Source organism: Paenibacillus sp. GYB006, assembly GCF_036577645.1.
GTDB lineage: Bacteria > Bacillota > Bacilli > Paenibacillales > Paenibacillaceae > Paenibacillus.
In genome coordinates, this window is sequence record NZ_JARBDA010000076.1 from 1 (window position 1) to 352 (window position 352).

Annotated in this window: 1 rRNA gene; it reads right to left on the bottom strand. The window is 48.0% G+C overall.

Features of this window, described 5'->3' with window-relative positions:
• Positions 1 to 352, bottom strand: a 23S ribosomal RNA gene (locus tag PV403_RS25055); the annotation flags it as partial.

Genomic DNA, 352 nt, shown 5'->3' on the forward strand with positions numbered 1-352 from the left:
TAGGTTTTCGGCGGATCAGATTCTCACTGATCTTTTCGTTACTCATACCGGCATTCTCACTTGTATACAGTCCAGCAGTCCTTCCGGTCTACCTTCAACCCGGCATACAACGCTCCCCTACCCCTGAATCGACTTCACTCCGCCTTCGAAGTGTGTCTATCCCCTGAGAGCATTGGGTCATCCTTCATTACAAAAGAAGTCTGACAAAAATGTTCATTCAGGTATCACTACCTCAAAGAAGCAGTGAAGTCGATTCAAGCCATAGCTTCGGTGGTGTGTTTAGCCCCGTTACATTTTCGGCGCAGAGTCACTCGACCAGTGAGCTATTACGCACTCTTTAAATGGTGGCTGC